Raw genomic sequence first — 21,531 nt, forward strand, 5'->3', positions numbered from 1 at the left:
CTGCAATCTTCGGATTGCGGGGCCATTGGCGTCTTTAGGTCTATTCCTGCTGGTGCCCGGACGACTCGGTGTCCGGCGTCTCCGGCGTTTCAGCACTCGGCAGCGACTCGCTGCTCGAGCTGACTGCAGGCTCGGAGGAGCTGGCGGCCGGTTCGGAAGAGCTGGTGGCAGACGACGCGCTGCTGCTACTGCTGCTGGTGCTTGCGCTGCTGGAAGAACTTGTGGTGCTGGAGGAGGTGCTGCTGCTGCTCGACACGACGGAGCTTGAGGACTCGGTGACCGTCGGGGTGGTCGGGGCGAAGCCGCGCACGTACAGTTCGCGATTGCCCGAGACCGTGCGCGCAATCACGCTGGTCGGCTTGGTCCAGTCCTTGTTCGGCAGACTGCTTGAGGCGTAGGTCATCAGCGCCTTGTAGATCTGCTTGGGCAGGACCTGCATCGCGACGCTGACGCCGGCGGTGTTGGCCTTGTCGTAGCCCATCCACACCGAGGCGACGCGGTAGCGGGTGTAGCCGGTCATCCAGGAGTCCTTGGCGGTGCCGTGCAAGGCGGCGTTGGCCTCAAGCTCCTGGTCCGAGTAGTCCGTCGTGCCGGTTTTGCCGGCCTGGTAAAGCCCGGAGATCTGCGCCGCCATCCCGGTGCCGCGGGTGATGACGCCCTTGAGCATGTCGGTGACCATGTAGGCGGTGCTGGACTTCATCGCGCGGGTGCCGGCGTTGTCGAAGGTCACCTGGTCGCCCTCGGGGGTGACCACCTTCTTGACGTAGCTCGGCTTGTAGTAGGTGCCGCCGTTGGCCAAGACCCCGTACGCAGCCGCCTCCTGCTCGGTGGTGACGGAGGCGCCGATGCCGCTCGGGTAGACCTGCTGGTTCTTGGGGAGGGTGATGCCCAGCCCCTTGAGGAAGCTCAGCGACTTGGTCAGCCCGACGTCGGCCAGGGTCTTGATTGCCACGATGTTGCGTGACAGCTCCAGCCCCTTGCGAATCGTCATCGTGCCCATGTACTTACGATCGATGTCGTAAAGCGGGGTGTCGGTGCCCGGGTAGAAGTAGGGCGCATCGGTTTGGGTGGTGGCCGTCGAGTAGTTGAGGTACTCGATGGCCGGCGCGTAATCCATCAAGGGCTTCATCGTCGAGCCGTTGCTGCGGTCGTTTTGGGTTGCGCGGTTGTAAGCCAGCCGGACGTTGCCGGTTTTGCGCCCGCCGATCTGGGCGATCACCGCCCCGTCGCGCGGGTCGGTGAGGGTGACGGCCGTCTGGACCTTGCTGTCCGGGAAGGCGACGTACTGGTCAGTGTTGACGATGTCGTACAGGCGCTTTTGGACGTTGTAGTCGAGGTTGGTGTAGATCTTCAGGTTCTCGGCGTAAGGATCGACGTGCAGCTTGGCCTTGACCTGCTTGACCACCTGGGTCAGGTAGGCGTCGATCACCTTGTCGACCGTAGCGGAGTTGGTGATCTGGCCCTTCTTCTTCAGTCCGGTGGTGATCGCCTCGGCCTTGGCCGTGGCGGCCTGGGCCTGGGTGATCTTGCTGTCGCGCAGCATCGCGTCGATCACGGCGTCACGCCGGGTCTTGGCGCGCTCCGGGTAGACGTAGGGGTCGTAGCCGGACGGCGACTGGCCGAGCCCGGCGATGAACGCGGTCTGCGCCAGGTCCAGCTGGCCCAGGTCCTTGCCGTAGTAGAACTGCGCGCCGGTGGCCATGCCGCGCTGGCCGTAGTTCATGTAGACCTTATTGATGTAGAACTCAAGGATCTGCTCCTTGGAGTAGCTCTGCTCGACCTTGACCGCCAACCACGCCTCCTGGGCCTTGCGCCGCAAGGTCTGATCGGAGACCTTAGTGGAGAAAACGGAGAGCTTGACCACCTGCTGGGTCAGGGTGGAACCGCCCTGAAGCCCGGCGCTGTTGCCGGTCACCTTGGCCTTGAGGTTGGCGAAGGCGGCTCCGGCGATGCGAATCGGGTCGACGCCGAATTTCTCCTTATAGAAGCGCCGGTCCTCGATCGACACGACCGCGTCCTTGAGGGTCTGGGGAATCTTATCGGCCGTCGCGTAGATGCGATTCTCGACGCCCAGGTGGGTCAGCGCCTGGCCGTTGCTCGCGTACAGCGTCGAGCCGCCGCCGTTCATCAGCTCGGTCTTGGTGATCGCCGGGGCGTCCTTGGCGTAGTAGGCGAACAGCCCGATGCCGGCAACCAAAACGACCACGAAGGCCAGCGCTAGGAACTTGAAGAAGCGCAGCAGGCGCGAGCCGCGCGGCTTAGTCTTGGGCCGCGGCCGCTTGTTCGCCTGTCGCCGTTTTGCCATTCTGGATGGCGCTTGATTAGCCATGTGTCTGTCCTTTCTTGGTTGCAATTAGCCAGTCGACCCCATCGAGGTAGGGCACCGGCGGCGCGAGCTTCGGGTGCAGCTCAAAGCCGTGTTCGACAATCTCAGTCAGGGGAATCGACTTGCGCCCGTCGGCCAGGGCCGCCTCCCAGCAGCGGTTCAGGTCGCTGGCCGGGTACAAAAACAGGCGATGCAGCGTCACGAAGCGAATCACGACGAAGCAGATGCCGCCCTGCGCCAGGCACGCGTTGAGGTGCGCGACCTGGTGGGGGTGGAAGTTTTTGAGCGGGAAGCTCTGCTTGTTCTTGGTTTCCTTGGCGTCAAAGTCCAGGTAGTGCCCCTGGTAGACGCCGTTGTAGTCGGTGGTCGACGGGGTCTTGAAGTAGGCCTCGCGCACGACGGCCTGCGCCCGGCTCGGGTAGTCCACCTTCACGATCTGCATCGGGGTGGGCTTCTTGTACACCACCGCGCGCTTAGTGTCGCGGTAGTACTGGTTACTTTGGTTCAGCTCGTCTTCAAGCGTCATGCCGCGCCCGCCGTAGCTGACGGGGGCCGGTGCCGCGGTTTGCGCTGGGCTCTGGTATGGCTTACCATTAGGGTAGTGAATGGGCATAAGATCAACTCCTAGTCACATTATAACAAGATGTTGGAATTAGGCCTAATCGAATAGGAGAGACAAGATGGGAACACGCCTGTGGTTGACGGGTTACCGGTCCTGGGAGCTGAACGCGTACGGCGATTCCGACCCCAAGATCACGGTGATTAAGCTTGCGTTAAAAAATCGGCTGATAACCGCCCTGGACGACGGCCTGGAGTGGGTGATCACCGGCGGCGAGCAGGGCGTGGAGCAGTGGGGCGCCCAGGTCGCCGTTGCCCTGAAAAAGGACTACCCCGAGCTCAAGGTGGCGGTGATGCTGCCCTTCGAGGACTTCGGCCACCAGTGGAAACCGGAGAACCAGGCGGCGCTTGCGGCGCTGGCCGGCGCGGTGGATTTTTCTGTCAGCGTGTCCAAGGCGCCGTACCAGTCGCCCCAGCAGCTATCGGGTTACACGCGCTTCATGTCCCAGCACACCGACGCGGCGCTTCTGGTGTTCGATCCCGATTTCGATGGCAAGCCCGCGTTCGCGTACCGCGCTGCGCAGGCCGAGGCCCGGCGGCGAGCGTACCCGCTCACGCTGATCACGATGCCGGACCTCGAGGAGGAGGCCCGCGCGTACGGCGAGGCCCAAGCGGCCGAACACGACGAGTTCGATTCGTGAAAAAAGTTCGCCGATGCCCATCTGACGCATTTTGCCGTTTTCAAAGTCCGGTCGGTATGGTATGATTAACTCATCCTGTGTTAAGGAATCAACGAGGTGTTCGGTTATGGATAACAACAACGAGGCAACGTTCAACGTTCAGCTTGCGCCCCAGGCCATTCTGGAGAAGAGCTTTAAGACCAAAATGCGCGGCTATGATGCCGCCGAGGTCGATGAGTTCCTCGACCAGATTATCAAGGACTACGAGGCGTACCAGGCCGAGGTCGACCGCCTGGACGGCGACAACGCGCGGCTGCGCAGCCGCGTCGACGAGCTGACCAAGCAGCTGAACGTGTCGTCCAAGGTCGCCGCGGCCACGCCGCAGCAGCCGAACGCGACCGTGACCAACTACGACATCCTGAAGCGCCTGTCCAACCTTGAGCGCCACGTCTTCGGCAACAAGCTCGCGGACGGTGGCATCAAGCCGACGGATGGGAGCGGGATCGATCGTTACTAATTTCCGTCAACCCTTTGCAGATCACGAGTAATCGCGCCGGGTGCATGCCCGGTGAGGAAAGTCCATGCCCGCACAAGCTGCGATGCTTGTAGTGTTCGTGCCAGGCCCAATAAGCCTGGGTACCGGGTAACCGGTAACGGCGGTGTTCAGTGCTAAAGCTTCGGCCATGCACGCGCACCTGAAAGTGCCACAGAGACGATGCCACTTGGAAACAAGCGGATTGGAACGGGTAAACCCCGCGAGCGAGTAACCCAAACTTTGGTAGGGGCGGTAGGCCATGGGAATTGAACCGACGGCCTTCCAGCGAAAGCTGAGATAGATGATTACTGAAGGCGCGCTGGCCTGACAGCGCGCTGGAACAAAACATGGCTTATAGGGGTCTGCAAGCAGGCACAGTCCGGGTTTCCCGGGCTGTTTTTTTGACCCAGAGCGAAGAAGCGCGCACTTAGGCAATCGGCTAGCGTAAGGGTGGACGCTGGGCCGTACTTTGGCCCAGTGTTCGGCCTTAGCTAGACGAATTGCCGTTGCGCTTCGTAGCTCGACGAAGACCCAGAGCGAAGAAGCGCGTACTTAGGCAATCGGCTAGCGTAAGGGTGGACGCTGGGCCGTACTTTGGCCCAGTGTTCGGCCTTAGCTAGACGAATTGCCGTTGCGCTTCGTAGCTCGACGAAGACCCAGAGCGAAGCAAGGCGCACTTAGCCGGTCGGCTAGCGTAAGCCTGTCACTTGGGCCGCACCTTGGCCCAAGTGACGGGCTTAGCTAGACGAACCGGCGTTGCCTTGCGTAGCTCGACGAAGACCCAGAGCGAAGCAAGGCGCACTTAGCCGGTCGGCTAGCGTAAGCCTGTCACTTGGGCCGCACCTTGGCCCAAGTGACGGGCTTAGCTAGACGAACCGGCGTTGCCTTGCGTAGCTCGACGAAGACCCAGAGCGAAGCAAGGCGCACTTAGCCGGTCGGCCGGTGCCACTTGGCCCAGTACTGGAAGTGATCGGTGCGCGGCTGCAACTGCGGCGCTTGCGCCGCTTTGATCTTCGGCGTTCGGCCGGCGCTGCGCAGATTCTAGGCTGGTCGCCGCTCGACAGAACGGGTACAATGAATTCAGCAAATACAAAGGAGCCAATTATGCAACACAAACTGATGGCAACAATGGCGGCGGGGCTTGAGAGCCTGACCGCGCGCGAGCTGCAGGACCTGGGGCTTGCGACCACCACCGACAACGGCAAGGTGTTTTTCGAAGGCGACGACCGCACCATCGCGCAGGCCAACGTGTGGCTGCGCACCGCCGACCGCGTCAAGATCATCGTCGGCCAGTTCAAGGCGACCACCTTCGACGAGTTGTTCGAAGGGGTGAAGGCCCTGCCTTGGGACCAGTACCTGCCGCTTGACGCCGAGTTCCCGGTGGCGGGCCGCAGCGTGCGCTCGACGCTGCACTCCGAGCCGGATGTGCAGGCGATCACCAAAAAGGCAATCGTCAACAAGCTCGCGACGGTGTACCACCGCCGGGGTCGTCTGCCAGAAACTGGCCACCTGTACCCACTGGAGGTCTCCATTCTCAAGGACGTCGCGACGTTGACCATCGACACCACCGGTCCGTCGCTGTTCAAGCGCGGCTACCGCGTGGCCAAGGGTGAGGCCCCGCTGAAGGAAAACTTCGCGGCCGCCCTAGTGATGCTCACCAACTGGCGCCCGGAGCTGCCGTTCGTCGATCCCACCTGCGGGTCCGGGACCATCGCCATCGAGGCCGCGCTGATCGGGCTGAACCTCGCGCCCGGCCTGCACCGCCGTTTTGCCTTTGAGGACTTCGCCTTTTTCGACCAAAATGCCCTGGCGAGTGTCAAGGCGGCCGCGCTGGCCGCCGCCGACATGGACCGCGAGCTTGACATCACCGGCTACGACATCAACCAGGAGATGATCGAAATCGCACGCCTCAACGCCCACGAGGCCGGGCTCGGCCACCGCGTGGTGTTCAAGCAGCTGGCGGTCAAGGACTTCAAGACCGACAAGCCGCGCGGCGTCATCGTGAGCAACCCGCCTTACGGCAAGCGCATGGGCGAGCTCGAGGCGGCCCGCCGTCTCTACGCCGAGATGGGCGACGCGTACCGCCGCCTGGATGGCTGGAGCAAGTACATCCTGACCGCGGACCTCGGCTTCGAAAAGGCGTACGGCAACAAGGCGACTAAGCGCCGCAAGCTGTACAACGGCAGCCTGCGCACCGACTACTTCCAGTACTGGGCGAAACGGTCGTCAAAGCATTAGAAAAGCCCTACCTCTGAGCGTCAGAGGTAGGGCTTTGTGGTGTTACAGGCGTTCGACGTGGTCCCAGCTTGCGTGGTTGTTCTGGTAGTTAATGATGTCTTTGGCCTTCACCATGGCCTTGATCAGCGAGACGTACTCGACAATGGTCAGCGTAAAGGCCAAGGCGAAGTTCAAGGGCGCCGTCAGCATCAGCCGCAATTGTTCGGCTGGTGGCTCGCCCGAGGTGGTGACGGACAGGCCGATCACCGCCACGACGTAGCCAACCATGGCAAACAGGAGAAGCCAATCGCCAAACACCAGCACGACGCCCACTAGGTACAGGTAGACGAAGGGTTCAATCAGCATGAACAGCTCCTGGAAAACGGCCATGGGCAGCTGGCCAAACGTCAGAAACCTGGCGTGCTTGGCGTTGCGCGAGAAAAAAAGGTGGCGGTACTTCATGAAGGCCACGAACCGCCCGTACTTCCAGCGAAAGCGCTGCTTCACCAGGCTGGTGAACTTGGTGACGGGCTGGGTGTAGGCCACGGCGTCATGGGCGTAACCAATGGTGTGCTTGGTGTTGCCGTACACCGAAAGCAACTTCATCGTCAGGTCGATATCCTCAGTCGGGGTGTCGGTGTCGTAGCCGCCGATTGCCCGCAGTTCGGCCACCCGGAAGGTCGACCCGATGCCCCCGATGATGTAAAGGGTTCTCAGAACGTGCTCTGCACACTTGCCCCGGTAGGCACTCAGGAATTCGAACCGCTGGCAGAGGCCCAACGCCGAGCGCAGTCGCAGCATTTTCACTTGCATCGCCATGGCCAGAGTGCGTGGATCGGCGAACCAGGCGACCATGTTGCGCACCGCGTCCGTCGCCAGCAGGGAATCGGCATCCAGAACCATCATCAGCTCGGTTTGGACGTGCTTGAACAAGGCGCGGTTGATTGCCACGGACTTGCCACCGTTGGCCTGTCGCACCAGCTCGACCGGCGCATCGGGATGGTCTTGCATGAAGGCCGTCACCACCTCGGAGGTGCGGTCGCTTGAGCCGTCATCCACCACGATGATCTTCATGTTGGGGTAATCGCTTGCCACTACCGACGCCAGAGTCGTGGCGATGGCGACCTCCTCGTTGTAGGCCGGCACCACCACGGTGATTCCAGGCGTCGGTGGCGGGGTGCCGCGGGTCCGGTTGATTGCCCTGAGGTCGTACACATTGGCGGTCCAGTATGAAATGAAGATGCGGATCAAGCCGAAGGCGCTCATGACAATGACAATCGTGTTCACGGTTTCCAGCATGGCGTCCCTCCTTTAGCGGCGGCTACGCGTTCGGCGCCACTTCGTGTAAAGTGTGAAGCCCACAATCAGCGCGATGAGAAAAATCCCGAGATAGCCAAGCAGCTTGAATGCGCTCGTACCAGTTCGGGGTAAAAACGCGGCCCCCGTCAGCGCCGTGGTCCCAACAGTGTTGACTAGATGAGCTAACGTTGTCATCCTGTAATCATCCTTTCTAAGTTTTAAGGCCAACCTTATTTTAATGATAAATGATTCAAACGTGCGCGGGCAACCAATTGGCTGATAAACCTCGGATACCGCGCTATCGCCGCCCGACAGTCATGTATTCCGTCATGCGATTATAAAATAGCCTAGGCTAATTATATGAGGTGAGTCCCGGCAGGCAAGCGTTTTGACCCCTTGTGGCGCCACTGAAGCGGGTGCGAGATTAGCGCGCTTGAGTCCCCGTCCTCATCCGGCCTTCGCCCGCCACCGCGCGCCCAAATGTTAAGATTCCCCTCGCCGAGGCGAGGGGGGCTGTATTTTGGCCGCCGCTTTTGTATACTGGAGATGTAATCGGTTTCAGCAAACAAAAGGAGGTTCATGCTCATGGCGCAACACACCACTGAGATTTTCGGCTTACTGGAGGATGCTTTACTGACCAAGCGTCCGGTCAAGATCCACACGATGGACAAGCGGATGCTTCACGGGGTGATTCAGGCAATCACCCCCGGCACGGTCAAGCCGTACGCCGAGCGGAGCACGGTGTTGATCGACACCGCCAAAGGCGCCAAGCGGGTCCAGGAGTACGCGATCACCAAGATCGCCTGGGCATGACCACAACTGAATAACGGACACGGCGGGCCAGTGCCCGCCGTTTTTGTGGTGCAAAAGGGCGGGCGGTGCGCTACAATGATGAGTATATTAAGAGCTGGTGAGAACCGGCGAAAGGGGTTCACTATGGCAACTGACACACCACGTTATCAAGATGATCTTTACGCCGCGGTCAACGGCGAATGGGAGAAGACGGCGGTCATCGCGCCGGACAAGTCGCGCACCGGCGGCTTCACCGACCTGGCCGACGGCGTCGAGGAGCACCTGATGGCCGACTTCAAGGCCGTGGCCGCGGGCGACAAGCCCGCACCGGACCACTACTTCGCCTCCGCGGTCAAGCTTTACGAAAAGGCGCTGGATTTCACCACCCGTGACGCCTTGGGCATCAAGCCCGCACTGGATCGGCTGGCCGTTTTGAACGCCACCACCGATTTGGCCGCGTTCAACGCCAAGGCCGCCGACCTTGAGCTCAGCCTGTTCCCGCTGCCGTTCTCCGGTGGCGTTGAACCCGACATGAAGGACACCAGCCGCAACCTCTACCAGATCAGCGGCCCAAGCACCATCCTGCCGGACACGACCTACTACGCCGAAGGCAACGCGCAGGGTCAGGCACTGCTGAAGACCTGGACGGACATGGCGACCAAGCTTCTGGCCGCCACCGACCTGAGCGAGGCGGACCAGGCGAGCTACCTGGCGGACGCCTTGGCCTTTGACGCCGCCATTGCGACGCACGTCAAGAGCTCCGAGGAGTGGGCGGACTACCCGAAGGCGTACAACCCGCAGTCCTTTGAAGAGGTCGCCGCGCAGTTCGGCGACTTCGACTTCGGCGCCTTCACCCAGGAGAACCTGGGCGAGAAGCCGGCAACCATCATCGTTCAGGATCCGCGTTTTCTCAAGGAATTCACCCAGCTGTTCGATGCCGCGACCTTCACCCAGTACAAGCACTGGGCCTACGTGATCGAGCTGATCAGCCTGACCGGCTACCTCTCCGAGGACCTGCGCCAGCTCGGCGGCACGTACTCGCGCGCGCTGTCCGGTAGTCCCGAGGCCCCAAGCCAGATCAAGCACGCCTACCGCCTGGCGGACCGCTTCTTCTCCGAGCCAATCGGCATCTACTACGGCCAGACCTACTTCGGCGAAAAGGCCAAGGCCGACGTCACCGCGCTGGTGGAGCGCATGATTAGCACCTACAAGCGCCGCCTGACCAATTCCAGCTGGCTTTCCGCAAGCACCAAGGACAAGGCCGTGGTCAAGTTGAACACCATGGTCCTGAAGATGGGCTACCCGGACAAGGTTCAGGAAGTCTACAACCTGCTGAAGGTGGGGGACGCCGACCTCTTGACCACCGCGATCGATCTGGCGACCACGCGCCACCAGTACAACCTGGCGCAGCTGAGCAAGCCGGTCGACCGCACGACCTGGCTGATGCCGGGCCACATGGTCAACGCGTGCTACGACCCGTCCCGCAACGACATCACGTTCCCGGCCGCCATTTTGCAGGCGCCGTTCTACTCACTCGACCAGACGGCCAGCCAGAATCTGGGCGGCATCGGCGCGGTCATCGCGCACGAGATCTCCCACGGCTTCGACAACAACGGGGCCCAGTTCGACGAGTTCGGCAACCTGAAGGACTGGTGGCAGCCGGCCGACTACGCCCACTTCAAGGAATTGACCCAGGCGATGATTGACGAGTTCGACGGCCTGGAAACCGAGGCGGGCAAGGCCAACGGCAAGCTGATTGTGTCCGAAAACATCGCGGACGCCGGCGGTCTCGCCGCGGCGCTTGAAACGGCCCAGGGCCTTGACGACTGCGACCTGCGTGCCTTCTTCATCAACTGGTCGCGCATCTGGCGGCAAAAGGCGCGCCTGGAGCTTCAAAAGATGTTCCTGGCGGTCGACGTGCACGCGCCGGCCAAGCTGCGCGCCAACGTGCAGCCGCAGAACCTGGACGCCTGGTACGAGGCCTTCGACGTCAAGCCGGGCGACGGCATGTACCTGGCACCGGACAAGCGCATCACCATCTGGTAAGCCGACTCGGCAACACGAAAAGGCGTTTCCCCGCTGCGAGTGGGGAAACGCCTTTTTGGTGGGTATGCGGATATCTGCGGTCGCGGCCTGGCCCCCGTCGGGCGGGGCCAGACAACGCCGAGTCGTCTGCCTAAGCCCGGTCATGGTCAAAGTACGGTCCACGCCAGACAAAAACACCCGGCACGCGGCCGGGTGAGTGGCATATCTTGGTTAGACGGCGAGCTGCTTGAGCGCATCCGGACGGAAGCCGGCGATTGGCGCCATGCCGTCGGCCTCGAGGACCGGCACGGCCTGGAAGCCCTGGCCCTTGAGGTAGGCGATGTACTCGGGTTCGTCGTTGATGTTGTGCTCCGTGAACGGGATGTTGTGGGTCTTGAGGTAGTTCTTGGTCATGCGGCACTGCGGGCAACCGTTCTTGGTAAATACTGTGATGTTGGTCATTGTGCTCACTCTCTTCGCTTTTCTAGTAGCCCCAGCATACAACGACTGGTGCCCGTTGTCAATCGTGAGCCCCAAGATATTGTGGGCGCAAGATTTTCGCGCCGTTTGCGCCCAAAGGCCTATACTAGAGGTGGCGCAAGGCGCACACGAAGGAGGAAGCGTTCATGAAAGCGGACAAGCACATGGATCAAGAGGCAATTGTTGATATGAACGAGCAGCTGGTGGATTACGCGGGCAAGCACGGGCTCAAGGTCCCGGACCTGGCGCGCAGCCTGGCGGACGCGGCCAGCCCCGACCTGAGCGGCCTGGACGACCTGCTTCAAGACGGCGGAATCGGGCGCAAAATTTACCAGGATGTCGCGCAGGGCTACCTCGTCGACCGCTACCACCTGGCGGATGCGGAGCTGGCTACGGCGCGCGACCAGCTGGTGAAGACCGCGGTGACGTACCTCGGCCAGCACACCACGCAGCTGGACAACTGGCAGCGCTGAGTTCGTCTCACCACTTTTACCTAACAAAAAGGCCAAGCCGACTGTTGCGGCTTGGCCTTTGGTGTCTCTGGGTGCCGTCACAGAATCGGCGACAGCAGGCGTGAGCCGTACTGCTTGAAGCGCAGCCAGCGGCCCTGCGCCTCGATCTGGGCCGCGGTCAGCCGCCGGGCGTGCTTGAGGTCGGCCTCGAAAATGGCGGTCAGCTGGCCGGCGACACCGCGGTCGTAGATGAAGGCGTTGGCCTCGAAGTTCAGCTTGAAGCTGCGGATGTCGAAGTTGGCGCTGCCGACGCTTGCGATGCGGCCGTCGACCACCACCGTTTTGGCGTGGAGGAAGCCTTTTTGGTAGTGGTAGATTCTCACCCCAAAGCGGCTGAGGTAGTTGGCGTAGTACTGGGTTGCGCGGAAGATGAAGGGGTGGTCCGGCATGTCGGGAATCATCACCCGGACGTCGATACCGGCCAGGGCGGCGGTGATCAACGCGTCGATCATCGTGTCGTCGGGAATCAGGTAGGGGGTCTGGATCCAAACTGACTTAGCGGCGCTTGTGATCATCTTGACGTAGCCGTACTTGATCTGCTGGCCCTTGCTCTCGGGGCCGCTTGACACGATCTGGATCGGCACGCTGCCGCTTTCTGCGGCGCGGCCGGCCGGTGCGACCAGGTTGTACGGCTCCTCGCGGCTGTCTGCGACCGTGGCGTTCCAATCCATCAGAAACTGCACCTTGAGCGCCAGCACCGTGTTGCCGCTCACACGCAGGTGGGTATCGCGCCAGAACCCGAACTTCTTTTTGCGCGAGACGTACTGGTCACCGACGTTGAAGCCGCCGATGTAGCCGATGCGGTCATCGATCACCACGATTTTGCGGTGCAGGCGGTAGTTCAGGCGAAAATCCAGGAACAGGTGGCGCGACGAGAAGTAGGTCTCGACCTGGCCGCCGGCGTCGGTGAGCGGCCGCCACCACTTGGCGCTTGCGCCCTGGCTGCCCCAGGCGTCGTACAGCACCAGCACCTTCACGCCTTGCTGTGCCTTTTGGACCAGGAGGCGCTGCAGGGCGTTGCCCAGCTCGTCGTTGTAGATGGTGTAATACTCAACGAACACGTGGTCTTGCGCCGCCTGAATGTCTTGAAACAGCGCGGCGAACTTGGCGTCACCGTCCGTGAAGATGTCAACCGTGTTGGCGGAAAGCAGGGGCGCGCCGTCCGTGTTGAGAAACAGGGTAGTCAGCTCCTTGGACGCCTGCGACAGGGCGGCCGGCGGCAGCAGCCGGTTCTTGGCGTTCTCGCGCTTTTGCAGCTGCACGAACGCGTCGATCCCGTTGCGGTACTCGGCCTGAATGGCGCGCATCTTGCGGGCGGACAGGCCGCGCCCGGCGAAGAGGTAGATGCCAAACCCGATGACCGGCAGGAAGATCAGCACCAGAAGCCACGCCCAGGTGGTCGAGATGTCGCGGACCTCGCGCAGGACGGTGAAGACCGCCCCGGCGGTGTTCAGCACCAGGACGACGATGACGAAGACGGAGAGAATGGACATGGCGACCTCCTTGTTCAAAGCCAGGTTACTTACTTTTTTTTGAAAAATGCTTTACTTACTATTAGTTAGCTGGTAAACTAATGTCATTCAAGACAAAGGAGCTCTTATCTTATGACTAACGACCTGTTGAACCTGCTGAACCAACGCCGCACCATCTACGCCCTGGGCAAGGACGTCGCCTTGAGCGACAGCGAAATCGTTGACCTGGCGACCGACCTGATTCAGGCCACGCCGTCCGCCTTCAACTCCCAGACCGTCCGCGCCGTCTTCCTCTTCGGGGACAAGCACGACCAGCTGTGGGACATCGTGGTCAAGCGCCTCAAGTCCGAGGTGCCGACTGAGGCCGCGTACGAGAAGACCAAGGCGAAGATTGCTAGCTTCAAGGCCGCGCATGGCACGATCCTGTACTTCACGGAGACGGCGACGGTGCACCAGATGGAGAAGGACTTCGCGCTGTACGCGGACAACTTCGCGACCTGGGCGGAGCAGGCGCAGGGTTCCAGCCAGCTCAACGTCTGGACGGGCCTGGCCAACAACGGCATCGGTGCCTCGCTTCAGCACTACAACCCGCTGATCGATGACGAGGTCCGCGAAGCCTTCAACATCCCGGCCAGCTGGACGCTGCGCGCGCAGATGCCGTTCGGCTCCATCGAGGCTCCTGCCGGCGACAAGGACACCCTCAGCAAGGACGACCAGTTCAAGGTCTTAGACTAAGCTCGAGCCGTGCGGCGACGCACGGCTTTTTTGATACCAGAGCGGAGCACCGCGCACTTAGCGGGACGGGTTGCCTAGCGAGGGGACTTGGGCCGTATTTTGGCCCGAGTGCCCTCGCGTAGCAAGCCGCTCCCGCGTTGCGGTGCGCAGCTCGACGATACCAGAGCGCAGCGGGGCGCACTTAGGCCACCGACTAGCGTAAGGACAGCACTTGGGGCGTACTTTGCCACGAGTGCTGTCCTTAGCTGGACGAGTGGCCGTTGCCCGGCGCAGCTCGACGACACCAGAGCGGAGCACCGCGCACTTAGCGGGACGGGCTGCCTGGCCCGGGGGTGAGCCGCACTCGACCGCGTGTCCTACTCGAAATCCGCCTGCTGCACCGCCAGCCGCAGCCCCTGCTGCGCCAGCGCGTGCGCGTGATTCTGGCGGTCCGGCACCCACTGCCACAGTAGCAGGCCGAACTTTGGCACAAGCGCCTCAAGCTGCGCCACGTCATCGCCGTAGTGCTTGGCATAACGCTTGTCCAGCGCGTCGATCACAATCTTCGAATCGCTGTAGAGTGTCACGGCCTTGGTGCGCCGTTGCCCAATCAGCCGGGTCAGCCCGATGATCACGGCCTGGAACTCGGCGTCGTGGTTGGACATGACGCCAAGCGCCTGGTGGTACTGGTCGGCTCGGCCCCCCTCGACCGCTAGGATGCCGATGCCGCTGGGCCCGGGGTTGCCGCGGGTGGCGGCATCTGTGTAAAGTTTGAGCATGATACACCTTCCTTACCAGTCATTATACGCCAGCCGAGCGCGCTTCCGCCATCGCCGGCCGCCAATCCCGAACACTTGACGCGGTGGCGAAGGGCGAAGTGGCGTGTTACTATATAATCATTCAAGAGGCCAAGGGAGTGTTCGTGTGACTGACAAACGGTTCTTCGTCCAGCCGGACTGGCTGGACTTCTGCATTTTCTGGGCGTTGATCGTCAGCGGCGTGGCCCTTGCCGTCATCATCCAGATGGAGGTGGTGGGCTACGGCATCCCCAACCTGGTGGCCAGCAGGCTGCTGGTGGCGGTACTGCTCGTCGCCGCGGTGCAGGTGCTGCGGGCGCGGCTGATTGTGGGCGCCGGCGGCATCACCGTGCGGCGGCTGTCGCCGGCCAACACGCTGCACTTCGCTGCCGCCGACCTGCTGGGGGTGGCGCACACCGCGCACACGGTCAGCCTGACCACCCGCCAGTACGGGCGCATTCGCCTGGTCCACCTGGGCAAAACCGCAAAACTGTGCGCCGCGCTCGCCGCGGTGCAGGCCGCAAGCCAAGACGGCGCACACCGTCAGGAAGGAGTGTCCCATGTCTGACATTGAGATTGCACAGGAGAACGAACGCACCGAGATGAAGCCGATTCAAGAAATCGGTGCCGCCGTTGGCCTGACGGAAGACGAGCTCGAGCTTTACGGCCGCGCCAAGGCCAAGCTGAGCCTCGCCGCGCTTGCACGGCTGCGCCAGAAACCTTTGGGCAAGCTGGTGCTGGTCACCTCGATCAACCCGACGCCGGCTGGCGAGGGTAAGTCCACCGTGACCATCGGCCTCGGCGACGCCCTGCGCCTGCAGGGCAAAAACGCGGTGATCGCGCTGCGCGAGCCGTCGCTTGGCCCCGTCATGGGGATGAAGGGCGGCGCCACCGGGGGTGGGTACGCCCAGGTCGTGCCGATGGAGGACATCAACCTGCACTTCACCGGTGACATGCACGCGCTGACCACCGCCGTCGACACGTTGGCGGCCCTAATCGACAACCACCTGCAGCAGGGCAACGCCCTGAACCTCGACCCGCGGCGCATCACGTGGCGGCGGGTGCTGGACATCAACGACCGCGCCCTGCGCCACGTCACCATCGGCCTCGGCGGCCCGACCGCCGGCGTGCCGCGGGAAACCGAGTTTGATATCACCGTGGCCTCCGAGCTGATGGCCGTGCTGTGCCTGGCCAAGGACATCGCCGACCTCAAGGCGCGCATCGGCCGCATTGTGATCGGCTACACCTACGACCGCACCCCGATCACCGTGGCCGACCTGCAGGTGACCGGCGCAATCGCCATGCTGCTCAAGGACGCGATCAAGCCCAACCTGGTGCAGACGCTGGCGCACACCCCGACTTTGATTCACGGCGGGCCGTTCGCCAACATCGCCCATGGCTGCAACTCCGTTTTGGCCACCCGCACGGCGCTTGAGCTCGGCGACATCGCGCTGACCGAGGCGGGCTTTGGCGCGGACCTGGGGGCAGAGAAGTTTCTGGACATCAAGGTGCCGGTGCTGGGCAAAACGCCGGACGCCATCGTGATCGTCGCGACGGTGCGGGCCCTGAAGTACAACGGGGGCCAGGCGCTCAAGGACCTGACGACCGAAGACCGGCCGGCGCTTGCCAAGGGTTTTGCCAACCTGGCCAAGCACGTGGCAAACATGCGCCGCTACAACGTGCCGGTGCTGGTCGCCATCAACCGCTTTGCCACCGACACGGACGCGGAGCTGGCCGACTTGGTCGCGCTGTGCGCGGATGCCGGCGTGACCGCGGTGCCCGCCGACGTGTGGGGCAAAGGCGGTGCCGGCGCGCTGGGCCTGGCGACGGCTTTGACCGCCGCGCTGGACCAGCCGGCCGACTTCACGCCGCTGTACGACCCGGAAGAAGGCGTCAAGGAAAAGATTGCGCGTATTGTCACCGAGATCTACGGCGGCGCCGCGGTGGCTTACGACCACAAGGCGGAGCTCGCGCTGCGCACCATCGCCAAAAACGGCTGGGACAAGCTGCCGATCTGCATGGCCAAGACCCAGTACTCGCTGTCCGACGACCCCAAGGCGCTCGGCGCGCCAACCGGCTTCACCATCCACGTGCGCGACATCACGCCGCGGCTCGGCGCCGGCTTCCTGGTGGTCATGACCGGCAGCGTCCTGACGATGCCGGGACTGCCGAAGGTGCCGGCCGCCATGCGCATGGACCTGTCCGATGACGGCGTGATCTCCGGCCTGTTCTGATGGCCGCGGCCTTTCCCGCCTGCGATGCTGCGCTCTTGGCGCAGGCCAAGGCCGCCGTGTTTCCCAACACGCAGGGCTTCGTGCCAGGCGTTGGACCGCGGCACCCCCGCTTGATTCTGGTGGGGGAGGCGCCGGGCGAAACCGAGGTCGCCTCGGGCCACCCGTTCACCGGGCGCGCCGGGAGCAAGCTCGACATAATGCTTGCGGCGCTGGGGCTGACCCGCGATGCGGTCTTCATCACAATGGCCTTCCACCGCCGGCCGGTGAAAGCGCGCGGCAACGGGCTCGCCAACCGTCCGCCGACGCACGCGGAGATGCTGGCCGAGCCGCTGCTCGATGCCGACCTGGCCGCGTTCCCGACCGCACCGGTGCTTTTGATGGGCAACACCGCGCTGTGGCGGCTGTACCACGGTCGCGTCGCCGACTGGCAGGGCCAGGTGCTGCACGCGCCGCTGAGCCAAGTCCGCGGCGGCCGGCTGGTGCCCGGCCCCGTTCGGCGCTTTGGCGTCTGCGCCCACCCGGCGGCCTTGCTGTACCGCACGCAGACGCAAGCAGACACGCTGGCCGCGTTGGCCGGCTACACACACACTTTACTGGAGGCATTCGCTTGATCATCATCTACCTTGTTTTCGCCGCCGCCATGGTCGGGCTGGACCAGTGGGTCAAGGCCTGGGTCATCGGCCACATCGCGCTGAACCAGACCATCGGCTTCATCCCCGGCGTGGTGTCGTTGACCCACATCAAAAACACCGGCGCCGCGTTCTCGATGCTCGAGGGCCAGCAGTGGTTCTTTTACGTGATCACGGTGGTGTCGTTGATCATCGTGGCCTACCTCTGGCGCGAGGCGAACCGAAGCGTCTTTTACCAGGTCGGCCTGGCGCTGATTCTGGCCGGCACCATCGGCAACCTGATTGATCGCCTGCGCTTCCAAGAAGTCACCGACATGTTCCAGCTGGACTTCATGAACTTCGCGATTTTCAACGTCGCGGACGCCTGCCTGACCGTCGGGGTGATCATCGTGATGATCTACCTACTGTTCATCGAAGGGCGGCACAAGGCATGAGCGACTTCACCGTCACCACCGAGGCGGGGCGCATCGACAAGGTGCTGGCCGAACACGAGCCCGACCTGTCGCGCTCCCAGGCCGCCAAGTGGCTGGCCGACGGGGCGGTCCTAGTCAACGGCGCCACGGTGCCGGCCAAGTACAAGGTGCAGCCCGGTGACCGCATCGCCATCACGCCGCCGACGCCGGTGCCGCTGGAGGCGGTGGCGCAGCCGATGCCCCTGGACATCGTGTACGAGGACGACCAACTGCTGGTGGTCAACAAGCCGCAGGGGCTGGTGGTGCACCCGGCGCCCGGTCACCCGGATCAGACGCTGGTCAACGGGCTGTTGGCCCACGCGGACTTCTCCGCCATCAACGACGTGATCCGCCCGGGCATCGTGCACCGCATCGACAAGGACACCTCGGGCCTTTTGATGGTGGCCAAAACCCCGCAGGCGCTGGCCAGCCTCAGCGCACAGCTGAAGGCCAAGACCACGATTCGCGAGTACTGGGCGATCGTGCACGGGACCTTCCGCGAGGCGACCGGCACCATCGACGCGCCGCTGGGCCGCGACCCCAAGGACCGCAAGAAACAGGCGGTGGTGGTCGGCGGCCGGCACGCGGTCACGCACTTCACGGTGCTTGAGCAGTTCAACCGCTACGCCCTGGTCAAGTGCGTGCTGGAAACCGGGCGCACCCACCAGATCCGCGTGCACATGGCCTACATCAACCACCCGGTGGCCGGCGACTCGCTGTACGCGCCGCGCGTGACGCTGCCCGGGGCGGGGCAGTTCCTGCACGCCCGGACGCTGGGGTTCGTGCACCCGACCACCGGCGAGCTGTTGACCTTCAGCCGGGAGGTGCCGCCGCTGTTTGCGAAAACTTTGGCGGATCTGCGCGCCGGCATTGACAGAACCCAGAAGATACGCTAAAGTATGACTAACTTAACAAGCACCTTTAACTAAGTCCAGAGAGGCTCAGAAGGTAACGTCCCGCCGCGGCGGGAGACTAGGTCACGACTACGGTCGCCTTCTGCACCCATACTGGATGCAGGAGGCGATTTTTTTGTGCCGAGGGGCTTTTGAAAGGATGGAGAAGATGGCAAAACAAGTGGTGGACGAGGTAACGATGCAGCGGGCGTTGACGCGCATCACCTACGAGATTATCGAGCAAAACAAGCAGCTGGACGCGCTGGTGCTGGTGGGCATCAAGACCCGCGGCATCTACCTGGCGCAGCGCATCGCCGCGCGCCTGAACCAGCTGGAGGGGCTTGAGGTGCCGGTCGGCGAGCTGGACATTCGCCTGTACCGCGACGACGTGCACAAGGCGGACTACCGCCAGCTGCCGGACGTGACCGGCAGCATACTTCCGGTATCGATCACCGACAAGCACGTGATCCTGGTCGACGACGTGATTTTCACCGGTCGCACCATCCGCGCCGCGCTCGACGCCCTGATGGACCAGGGTCGGCCGAAGAAGATCATCTTGGCCGTCCTGGTCGACCGCGGGCACCGCGAGCTGCCGATCCGGCCGGACTTTGTCGGCAAGAACATTCCGACCTCGCGCCACGAGGAGATTAACGTGGCGGTCAAGGAAATCGATGGGCACGATGGCATCAGCATCGGCCAGTTAAAGGAGTAGCGCATGGCATACCGCAACGACGACGCAATCTTAGACATCCACGACCGCCCGAGCTTCGGGCACTGGATGGGGCTTTCGATTCAGCACCTGTTCGCGATGTTCGGCTCCACCGTTCTGGTACCGATTCTGGTGGGGCTTGACCCCAGCATCGCGCTCTTCTCAAGCGGGGTGGGGACGCTCATCTACATCCTGATCACCCGCGGCAAGATTCCGGCCTACATGGGCTCGAGCTTCTCCTTCATCGTGGTGATGCAGTCCTTGATGAAGGGCTTTGGCTACCCGGCAATCGCCCAGGGCACCGTCGCGGTGGGCTGCGTCTACCTGGTGGTCGCCTTGATCGTCAACTTCGCCGGCTCCTCATGGATCGACAAGGCGCTGCCGCCGATCGTGGTCGGGCCGATTGTGATGGTCATCGGGCTGTCTTTGGCCGGCACCGCCGCAACCGACGCGACGATGCGGACCATCAGTGCGACCAAGAGCGTGTACGACCTGCGCTACTTCGCCGTGGCGATCATCACGCTGGCCGCCACCATCATCTACAACATGTACCTCAAGAAGTTCATCAGCCTGCTGCCGATCCTGTTGGGACTGGTCACCGGCTACCTGGTCGCCATCGCCTTTGGCCTGGTCGACTTCGCGCCGGTCGCCAAGGCCGCCTGGTTCTCGCTGCCGGCCTTCCAGATTCCATTCATCAGCTACCACCCGCAATTCTACTGGGGCGCGATCATCTCGATGGCCCCGATCGCCTTCGTCACGATGACGGAGCACATGGGCCACATCATGGTGCTCGACGAGATGACGCACCGCAACTTCTTCAAGGATCCGGGCCTGAACCACACGCTGGCCGGGGACGGGACGGCCTCGATCATCGCCGGCTTCGTCGGGGGCCCGCCGGTCACGTCTTACGGTGAAAACATCGGCGTGATGGCGATGACCAAGGTCCACAGCGTCTACGTGCTGGGCGGCGCGGCGTTCTTCGCCATCCTGTTCGCCTTCATCGGCAAGCTGTCGGCCCTGATCCACACCATCCCAAGCCCCGTCATCGGCGGCATCTCCTTCCTGCTGTTCGGCGTCATCGCCTCCAACGGCCTGAAGGTGCTGATCGACAACAAGGTCGACTTCGGCCAAAAGCGCAACCTGATGATCGGCGCGACGATTCTGGTCATCGGCATCGGCAACGCGACGCTTCAGCTGGGCAAGTTCACGTTCAGCGGGCTGGCGCTGGCCACCGTCATCGGCATCATCCTGAACTTTGTCCTGCCGGCCCAAGCGGCCAACGAGGAGGCATAAAACTTGACTCTGCATGATTTTGTCTCGGCAACCCAGGTCAGCCCGGCGTTCGCCAATCAGCTGATCGACCGCGCCCAGGCGTTCCAAAAGGGCGCCGCACCGCTTCTCACGACGCCGTACTACGCCGCCAATCTGTTTTTTGAAAACAGCACGCGCACCCACACCAGCTTCGAGATGGCGGAGCGCAAGCTGGGGATGACGGTGCTGCCGTTCAACCCCGCGCAAAGCTCCGTCACCAAGGGCGAGACGCTCGAGGACACGCTGCGCACGCTCGCCGCCATCGGCGTTCAGGTCGCGGTGGTGCGACACCCCAAGGACGCGTACTACGCGCCGCTGCTTGAGGCCGACCTGCCCCTGCACCTGGTCAACGCCGGCGACGGCGCGGGCCAGCACCCGTCGCAGATGATGCTGGACCTGATGACCATCCGCGCCGAGTTCGGCCACTTCGCCGGGCTGCGCGTCGGCATCGTTGGCGATCTGACGCACTCGCGCGTCGCCCACAGCGACATGACGCTGCTGACGCAGCTCGGCGCTTCCGTGATGTTCGGCGGGCCGGCCGAGTGGTACACGCCGGAGTTCGCGGCGGTGGGGCCGCGCCTGGCCATGGCCGACCTGGTGCCGAAGTGCGACGTGCTGATGCTGCTGCGGGTGCAGCTCGAGCGGCTGAGCGGAGAGGAAACGGCGGGCTTTGACGCCGCCGCCTACCACCAGGCGTACGGGCTGACGGAGGAGCTGTACGAGCGCCTCGCGCCGCACGCAATCATCATGCACCCGGCGCCGGTCAACCGCGGCGTGGAGCTGGCCTCAAGCCTGGTCACCGCGCCCAAGAGCCGGATTTTCACTCAGATGCACAACGGCGTCTACATGCGCATGGCGATGCTCGAGGCGGTTTGCGCCAACGACTAAGCCAAGCT

Annotated in this window: 21 protein-coding genes and 1 other RNA gene; 16 read left to right on the forward strand and 6 right to left on the reverse strand. The window is 63.0% G+C overall.

Annotated elements, in window-relative coordinates:
* Nucleotides 1-40 precede the first annotated feature (40 nt).
* Together LE416_RS04050 and recU are read right to left on the reverse strand one after the other, a co-directional pair.
* On the reverse strand, nucleotides 41-2,329 hold the full coding sequence (locus LE416_RS04050; RefSeq protein ID WP_225047206.1) for a transglycosylase domain-containing protein: 2,289 nt from the start codon (nucleotides 2,327-2,329) through the stop codon (nucleotides 41-43).
* Complete coding sequence (gene recU / locus LE416_RS04055; protein ID WP_225047207.1) at nucleotides 2,322-2,939, reverse strand: Holliday junction resolvase RecU; 618 nt, start codon at nucleotides 2,937-2,939, stop codon at nucleotides 2,322-2,324. The genes LE416_RS04050 and recU overlap by 8 nt, the downstream gene beginning before the upstream one ends.
* A gap of 67 nt (nucleotides 2,940-3,006) precedes the next feature.
* Between recU and LE416_RS04060 the strand changes: the two genes are divergently transcribed.
* The 4 genes from LE416_RS04060 to LE416_RS04075 all read left to right on the forward strand — a co-directional run bounded on the left by LE416_RS04060 (nucleotide 3,007) and on the right by LE416_RS04075 (nucleotide 6,337).
* Nucleotides 3,007-3,585, forward strand: a complete 579-nt coding sequence (locus LE416_RS04060; RefSeq protein ID WP_225047208.1) for an SLOG family protein — start codon at nucleotides 3,007-3,009, stop codon at nucleotides 3,583-3,585.
* A gap of 106 nt (nucleotides 3,586-3,691) precedes the next feature.
* The gene (gene gpsB, locus LE416_RS04065; RefSeq protein WP_225047209.1) at nucleotides 3,692-4,081 is read left to right on the forward strand and encodes a cell division regulator GpsB; all 390 of its coding nucleotides are present in this window, start codon (nucleotides 3,692-3,694) and stop codon (nucleotides 4,079-4,081) included.
* Between the two features lie 19 nt (nucleotides 4,082-4,100).
* Nucleotides 4,101-4,459: RNase P RNA component class B (gene rnpB / locus LE416_RS04070), an RNA gene on the forward strand.
* 744 nt (nucleotides 4,460-5,203) lie between these two features.
* A complete protein-coding gene (locus tag LE416_RS04075) occupies nucleotides 5,204-6,337 on the forward strand; it encodes a THUMP domain-containing class I SAM-dependent RNA methyltransferase (RefSeq protein ID WP_225047210.1) in 1,134 nt (377 codons plus the stop codon).
* 42 nt (nucleotides 6,338-6,379) lie between these two features.
* On the opposite strand, the gene LE416_RS04080 is transcribed toward LE416_RS04075, so the two are convergent.
* Entirely contained in the window at nucleotides 6,380-7,615 is a 1,236-nt protein-coding gene (locus LE416_RS04080; protein ID WP_225047211.1) for a glycosyltransferase family 2 protein, read from the reverse strand.
* Nucleotides 7,616-8,200: 585 nt separating this feature from the next.
* Between LE416_RS04080 and LE416_RS04085 the strand changes: the two genes are divergently transcribed.
* Complete coding sequence (locus LE416_RS04085) at nucleotides 8,201-8,428, forward strand: hypothetical protein (RefSeq protein WP_225047212.1); 228 nt, start codon at nucleotides 8,201-8,203, stop codon at nucleotides 8,426-8,428.
* Between the two features lie 123 nt (nucleotides 8,429-8,551).
* Nucleotides 8,552-10,453, forward strand: coding sequence for a M13 family metallopeptidase (locus LE416_RS04090; protein ID WP_225047213.1), 1,902 nt, complete (start codon nucleotides 8,552-8,554; stop codon nucleotides 10,451-10,453).
* Between the two features lie 210 nt (nucleotides 10,454-10,663).
* On the opposite strand, the gene nrdH is transcribed toward LE416_RS04090, so the two are convergent.
* Nucleotides 10,664-10,894, reverse strand: a complete 231-nt coding sequence (nrdH, locus tag LE416_RS04095; protein WP_225047214.1) for a glutaredoxin-like protein NrdH — start codon at nucleotides 10,892-10,894, stop codon at nucleotides 10,664-10,666.
* A 164-nt stretch (nucleotides 10,895-11,058) separates the two neighbouring features.
* Between nrdH and LE416_RS04100 the strand changes: the two genes are divergently transcribed.
* On the forward strand, nucleotides 11,059-11,385 hold the full coding sequence (locus tag LE416_RS04100) for a hypothetical protein (RefSeq protein ID WP_225047215.1): 327 nt from the start codon (nucleotides 11,059-11,061) through the stop codon (nucleotides 11,383-11,385).
* A gap of 77 nt (nucleotides 11,386-11,462) precedes the next feature.
* Here LE416_RS04100 and cls read toward each other — a convergent pair whose 3' ends face one another.
* Entirely contained in the window at nucleotides 11,463-12,917 is a 1,455-nt protein-coding gene (gene cls, locus LE416_RS04105) for a cardiolipin synthase (protein WP_225047216.1), read from the reverse strand.
* Nucleotides 12,918-13,028: 111 nt separating this feature from the next.
* Between cls and LE416_RS04110 the strand changes: the two genes are divergently transcribed.
* Nucleotides 13,029-13,631: a nitroreductase family protein gene (locus LE416_RS04110; RefSeq protein ID WP_225047217.1), complete on the forward strand. Its 603-nt coding sequence runs from the start codon at nucleotides 13,029-13,031 to the stop codon at nucleotides 13,629-13,631.
* Between the two features lie 356 nt (nucleotides 13,632-13,987).
* Here the strand turns inward: LE416_RS04110 and LE416_RS04115 are convergent, their stop codons facing one another.
* Nucleotides 13,988-14,389 carry a ribonuclease HI family protein gene (locus tag LE416_RS04115; RefSeq protein ID WP_225047218.1) on the reverse strand — a complete coding sequence of 134 codons (402 nt, stop codon included), beginning with the start codon at nucleotides 14,387-14,389 and terminating at the stop codon, nucleotides 13,988-13,990.
* A 145-nt stretch (nucleotides 14,390-14,534) separates the two neighbouring features.
* Here LE416_RS04115 and LE416_RS04120 point away from each other — a divergent pair, with 145 nt between their 5' ends.
* The 8 genes from LE416_RS04120 to LE416_RS04155 all read left to right on the forward strand — a co-directional run bounded on the left by LE416_RS04120 (nucleotide 14,535) and on the right by LE416_RS04155 (nucleotide 21,523).
* Nucleotides 14,535-14,975, forward strand: coding sequence for an EbsA family protein (locus LE416_RS04120; RefSeq protein WP_225047219.1), 441 nt, complete (start codon nucleotides 14,535-14,537; stop codon nucleotides 14,973-14,975).
* Nucleotides 14,968-16,641, forward strand: coding sequence for a formate--tetrahydrofolate ligase (locus LE416_RS04125; protein WP_225047220.1), 1,674 nt, complete (start codon nucleotides 14,968-14,970; stop codon nucleotides 16,639-16,641). Before LE416_RS04120 ends, LE416_RS04125 begins: the two co-directional genes overlap by 8 nt.
* Before the next feature lie 35 nt (nucleotides 16,642-16,676).
* Nucleotides 16,677-17,252 (forward strand): uracil-DNA glycosylase, encoded by a 576-nt coding sequence (locus LE416_RS04130; protein WP_225047221.1) that lies wholly within the window; start codon nucleotides 16,677-16,679, stop codon nucleotides 17,250-17,252.
* A complete protein-coding gene (gene lspA, locus LE416_RS04135; RefSeq protein WP_225047836.1) occupies nucleotides 17,252-17,704 on the forward strand; it encodes a signal peptidase II in 453 nt (150 codons plus the stop codon). The genes LE416_RS04130 and lspA overlap by 1 nt, the downstream gene beginning before the upstream one ends.
* Nucleotides 17,701-18,618: an RluA family pseudouridine synthase gene (locus tag LE416_RS04140; protein WP_225047222.1), complete on the forward strand. Its 918-nt coding sequence runs from the start codon at nucleotides 17,701-17,703 to the stop codon at nucleotides 18,616-18,618. The genes lspA and LE416_RS04140 overlap by 4 nt, the downstream gene beginning before the upstream one ends.
* Nucleotides 18,619-18,784: 166 nt before the next feature.
* On the forward strand, nucleotides 18,785-19,327 hold the full coding sequence (gene pyrR / locus LE416_RS04145) for a bifunctional pyr operon transcriptional regulator/uracil phosphoribosyltransferase PyrR (protein ID WP_274705061.1): 543 nt from the start codon (nucleotides 18,785-18,787) through the stop codon (nucleotides 19,325-19,327).
* A 3-nt stretch (nucleotides 19,328-19,330) separates the two neighbouring features.
* Nucleotides 19,331-20,617, forward strand: coding sequence for a uracil-xanthine permease family protein (locus LE416_RS04150; RefSeq protein ID WP_225047224.1), 1,287 nt, complete (start codon nucleotides 19,331-19,333; stop codon nucleotides 20,615-20,617).
* A gap of 3 nt (nucleotides 20,618-20,620) precedes the next feature.
* Nucleotides 20,621-21,523, forward strand: a complete 903-nt coding sequence (locus LE416_RS04155; protein WP_225047225.1) for an aspartate carbamoyltransferase catalytic subunit — start codon at nucleotides 20,621-20,623, stop codon at nucleotides 21,521-21,523.
* The last annotated feature ends 8 nt before the right edge of the window (nucleotides 21,524-21,531 follow it).

It is taken from the genome of Lacticaseibacillus kribbianus, assembly GCF_020180945.1.
In the GTDB taxonomy this organism is placed as follows: domain Bacteria; phylum Bacillota; class Bacilli; order Lactobacillales; family Lactobacillaceae; genus Lacticaseibacillus; species Lacticaseibacillus kribbianus.